Origin of the sequence: Sandarakinorhabdus glacialis, assembly GCF_014643455.1 — a bacterium.
GTDB classification, from domain to species: domain Bacteria; phylum Pseudomonadota; class Alphaproteobacteria; order Sphingomonadales; family Sphingomonadaceae; genus Sandarakinorhabdus; species Sandarakinorhabdus glacialis.
Genome location: NZ_BMJM01000027.1, coordinates 1 through 4,654 on the forward strand (window position 1 = coordinate 1; position 4,654 = coordinate 4,654).

The 4,654-nt window shown below is 61.0% G+C and carries 6 protein-coding genes and 1 pseudogene; all 7 read left to right on the forward strand.

Translation table 11 applies throughout. From position 1 onward, the window contains the following. Positions 1-233: 233 nt before the first annotated feature. Complete coding sequence (locus tag IEW98_RS15880; protein ID WP_207792614.1) at positions 234-1,424, forward strand: alpha/beta hydrolase; 1,191 nt, start codon at positions 234-236, stop codon at positions 1,422-1,424. A gap of 6 nt (positions 1,425-1,430) precedes the next feature. Then, positions 1,431-2,204, forward strand: a complete 774-nt coding sequence (locus tag IEW98_RS15885; RefSeq protein ID WP_188764486.1) for an alpha/beta fold hydrolase — start codon at positions 1,431-1,433, stop codon at positions 2,202-2,204. 165 nt (positions 2,205-2,369) lie between these two features. Next, complete coding sequence (locus IEW98_RS16810) at positions 2,370-2,498, forward strand: hypothetical protein (protein ID WP_279380390.1); 129 nt, start codon at positions 2,370-2,372, stop codon at positions 2,496-2,498. A gap of 78 nt (positions 2,499-2,576) precedes the next feature. Then, on the forward strand, positions 2,577-3,341 hold the full coding sequence (locus IEW98_RS15890) for a flavodoxin family protein (protein ID WP_243450825.1): 765 nt from the start codon (positions 2,577-2,579) through the stop codon (positions 3,339-3,341). Positions 3,342-3,384: 43 nt separating this feature from the next. Beyond that, entirely contained in the window at positions 3,385-3,549 is a 165-nt protein-coding gene (locus IEW98_RS15895) for a hypothetical protein (RefSeq protein WP_188764488.1), read from the forward strand. Between the two features lie 3 nt (positions 3,550-3,552). Next, positions 3,553-4,245 (forward strand): haloacid dehalogenase type II, encoded by a 693-nt coding sequence (locus tag IEW98_RS15900; protein ID WP_243450826.1) that lies wholly within the window; start codon positions 3,553-3,555, stop codon positions 4,243-4,245. Between the two features lie 191 nt (positions 4,246-4,436). After that, a pseudogene (locus tag IEW98_RS15905) lies at positions 4,437-4,550 on the forward strand (IS5/IS1182 family transposase); the annotation flags it as partial. Positions 4,551-4,654 lie beyond the last annotated feature (104 nt).

Sequence of the window (4,654 nt, forward strand, 5' to 3'; positions counted from 1 at the left end):
TCGATACCGCCGCTATCGATCAAGCCCTCGAAGCCCTCGGACGTCGATGGAGCCGCCGAAAAGCCTGAACGGCGCCGCCCCATGCGGTTCTCACCGGATGCTTACACGTCTGCTGACGACAGGAGCGGACATTCGCCCGTGCGCTCGCGGTAAATGGTCTAATGGCTAGGGTTAAGCGTATAAACCTCTACGCGTCGCACACGCCTAATCGCGTTGATGCCCAGGAACCGAAGATGAGAGCAGGTGTTGAGCAAGCAGGTGCGCGGCTGCAATCATGGATTCGTCCGCCGTCGCTTCACTGCAGTTCATTTCGCGCGGCAGTCTTCTTTTTCATTTTGGAACCACCCGAGCCGCAAGCAGATGGTTCATACCACAAGGGCGATCACATGCATGCCAACTCGAAATCAATCTTGGTCGCCGCCCTGCTACTAGGGGGTGCCGCTGGAGACGCCAAACCTGCGGTGGGGCCGCCGCCTGCAGCCGATATGCAAGTGGTCCTCGACAAGCTCATGGCGCTGGGCGCGAAGCCGCTCGAAACATTGACGCCCGAGCAAGCCCGCTCCGGTCCTTCGGCGGCGGATGCTGCCAAGGCCGTCGCGGCCACCCAAGCCGGCAAAGCCCCATCGGGTCCAGCGATTTCTGCCCGCGATGTTACGTATCCAGGTGCTGGCGGGCCGATGCCGGCGCGCATCTACGCCCCAGCGGGCACAGCGAACGCGAGGCCGCTGATCGTGTATTTCCACGGCGGTGGCTGGGTGATCGCCGATATTGATACCTATGACGGCGGCGCGCGCGGCATCGCCCGGGAAACTGGTGCCGTCGTCGTAAGCTGCGAATATCGCCGCGCACCCGAGAACAAGTTTCCAGCGGCGCATGATGACGCCGTCGCCTGCTATAAATGGGCAACGGCCAATGCGGCGAGTTGGGGTGCTGGCGGCAAGGTCGCCATCGCAGGGGAAAGCGCCGGCGGCAATTTGGCAATCGATACCGGTATCGCCGCCCGTGACCAAAAGCTGAAAGCCCCCTCGGCGCTGCTGCTGGTTTATCCGATCGCCGGCAGCGACATGAACACGCCGTCGTATCGCGACAGCGCCAACGCCGCACCGTTGAGCAAGGCCGGGATGATGTGGTTCGTGAAGCACGTCTTCGCCAAGCCAGCCGACGCCCGGGACCCGCGCATCGACGTCTACAAGCGAGCACGTCTGCAGGGCTTGCCGCCGACGATCATCGTCAATGCCGCGGCTGACCCGCTGCGCTCCGACGGTGAGTTGCTTGCAGGAGCGTTGACCCGCGCAGGCGTGGAGACGACCCGTAAGGTTTACCCAGGCACGACGCATGAGTTTTTTGGGATGGATGCGGTGGTGGCTAACGCCAAGGCTGCCCAAATGTTCGCCGGAAGCGAACTGAAAAAGCACTTGCGGTAGCCGGCGATGCACCACATCCAGCGCGGTACGGGTCCCAAGTTGTTGCTGATTCACGGCCTCGGCGGGAGCTGGCAATCCTGGTCCTCGATTTTGGACGGATTGAGTGCGAGCCGGACCGCTATCGCGATCGACCTTCCGGGGCACGGAGGCACCCCGGCCGAACCCGATAGCGGGTCATTTAACGGCCTTGTCGACAGCGTCGAGCGCTATATCGCCGACAATGGATTGGCAGGGATCGACCTCGTCGGTAGTTCAATGGGGGGCCGCGTCGTCCTTGAACTTGCCCGGCGTGGGGGCGTCGGAAACGTCATTGCGCTCGATCCCGGCGGCTTCTGGCGTGGCTGGGAACGGAACTTTTTCAAGATCACTATCGGTGCTTCAGTGCGCTTGCTCCGGGCAATTCGGCCGGCCCTACCAGCGCTCAGCCGCAACCCGGCGTCACGCACGCTGCTGCTGGCGCAACTTTCCGCACGTCCATGGGCACTCGACGGCCAAGCCGTTGCAACCGAACTCATGGGATACACGGCTACGCCTACGTTCAATGCGCTGGTCAATGATCTTGGCAATGGCCCCGAGCAGACCGGGCCTGCCGCAGCGTCGACCGGCCGGGTTGTGGTCGGATGGGGACGGCGCGATCGGCTCTGTCTGCCGCGTCAGGCGGCGCGCGCCACGGCAGCGTTCCCGGCGGCCGAAATCCATTGGTTTAGATCAAGTGGACATTTCCCGGCGTGGGATATGCCCGAGGAAACCGTAGCCCTGATCCTTTCAGCAACGCGCTGATCACGACGCGGCCGTCCCGTCCGAGACGTCGAAATGGTTCGGAATGGGACGGCTTCTAGCAAGAGCTAACGTTCGGGCGTTTGTTCGTGGCATGTCGCCGAATGCTTGCAAGATGCGTTGCGTGCCATCAATCGCGCTAGCGGCAACAATCAGTTCCAATGGACGATGCCGCAATTTGTCGATGTCGGCGACGGCGCCACCGGAACCAAGGTGCTCGCGGTGCTTTATGAAAAGACGCGGGCCAACTTCGACCGAATCGATCTCGATTGGCTGTTTGTCGTCCTCGGACTGTAGCTAATCAATAACGCGGTCGTCTTCGACAACCTAGTCGACCTTGCAGCATTCCGGACTGCGATCACGGCGCGACAATGATTGCGCATCGATGATCGAGCCGGCGAACACGATGATGGAGGTGCTCCTGTGACCGGACGATACGACGATCTTTCCGCGCTTTTCCTCAATTGCTCGCTGAAACGGACGCCGGAAATGTCGCATACGCAATTGCTGATGGACGTCGCGCGATCAATCATGGAAGCGAACGGTCTTGCTACGACCACAATCCGGGTGGTCGACCATGATGTCGCGCTGGGTGTCTATCCTGACATGACCGACCATGGCTGGGTACGCGACGATTGGCCGGCGATCCAGCGGCAGGTGATGGCAGCCGATATCCTCGTCATCGGCACGCCGATATGGCTTGGAGAGAAATCATCGGTTTGCACCCGTGTTGTCGAACGGCTCTATGGCTTTTCGGGCGAGCTCAACGATCGCGGTCAATATGCCTATTATGGCCGGACAGGCGGCTGCATCGTGACGGGCAACGAGGACGGTATCAAGCATTGCGCCATGAACATCCTCTACTCTTTGCAGCATCTTGGATATGTCATCCCACCTCAGGCGGATGCTGGCTGGATCGGTGAGGCGGGACCAGGACCGTCCTATGGTGACAAGAGCGACAACGGTCCCGTGGGTTTTGACAATGGCTTTACCCAGCGCAACACGACATTCATGGCGTGGAATTTGATGCACATGGCGCGAATGTTGACGGACGCCGGTGGCATTCCCGCCCATGGCAACCAGCGAACCGCCTGGGACGCCGGCGAGCGTTTCGATCATCCCACTCCCAATTATCGCTGATCGTCGCGTGCCTTGGCGGCGGCGTGGTGAGACGATCGCCTAGATGTCGAAGGCGGCCGAAGCCTGCAGGATGCCCACTCTGAAGGCCGTCAAGAAGAACAACGGATTGGGCTGGCAGGCTTCGCGGAAAAAGGGTGAAGTCAGTGCTATCCCGCTGGCAAACTATTTACCCGCGCTTGAGCCGGAACACGACAAGTCAAAGGATTAGGGCGTGCTGATCGCTAACGGCAAACCTGTACTGGTGTTCGACGTCAACGAGACGCTGCTCGATATCGACGCACTCATGCCGCTATTTGAAGGCATTTTCGGTCGCGGTAACGCGATGCGCGAATGGTTTGCCCAGCTTGTGCTGTATTCGCAGGCGCTGTCTTTGGCCGGACGCTATGCGCCTTTCAACGTCCTTGGCGGCGCCGTGCTGCGCATGGTCGGCGCTACCCACGACCTTACGATCAGCGACGATGACGTGTTTGCATTGGGTGCTGGGATTGCCGCGCTGCCGCTACACACGGACGTCGCCAACGCTCTGGCACGGTTGCAAGATGCCAACTTCCGGCTTTTCACGCTGACCAACTCACCTGCAGATCATCAGGCGGATCCCTTGCGCCGCGCTGGCGTCGCGGGCTTGTTTGAGCGGCGATTCACGGTAGACGCCGTGCGGCGTTTCAAGCCGGCACACGAGACCTATGCCATGGTTGCAAGGGAGCTCGACCTGCCGGCGGCATCAATGTGCATGATTGCAGCCCATGTCTGGGATACGATTGGGGCTCAGAGCGCAGGCTGCATGGCGGCGCTCGTGACGCGGCCTGGCAATGCGGCGCTGCCGCTCACAGGATTGGCGCAACCTGATTTCGTCGGGCCTGACCTTCCGAGTATCGCGGAACAGCTTCTCGAGCGCTGGGACTGATTGACTGTCGGATGCTAGCGACTTGTGAGGTGTAAATCGCTGCGGATGCGCCGCCGTGATAGCGTTCGCCGCCGCCACCGGGCCTTGCGCGAGTTCGCCGACACCCAGGAACGGCGTACCCGACCGGTTAGGGTCAGGACTCATTGATCTGAGAGGCACGATCTGATTCAGGCTCCATGAGGAGACCGTGCATGAGCAACCTGTACTGGCTGACGTGCGAGCAGATGGCGCGGCTTGAGCCATATTTTCCAAAGAGCCATGGGAAGCCGAGGGTCGACGATCGTCGGGTGTTGAGCGGCATAGTCTGAGGTGGTCCCGTCTGTTTGGACAGTTTGGCGGCGAAGTTAAGCTAATCCCGGGTTTCGATCATGCCGCCAGTAGGAGTGTTTCCGATGGCGGGGCTAGCCCC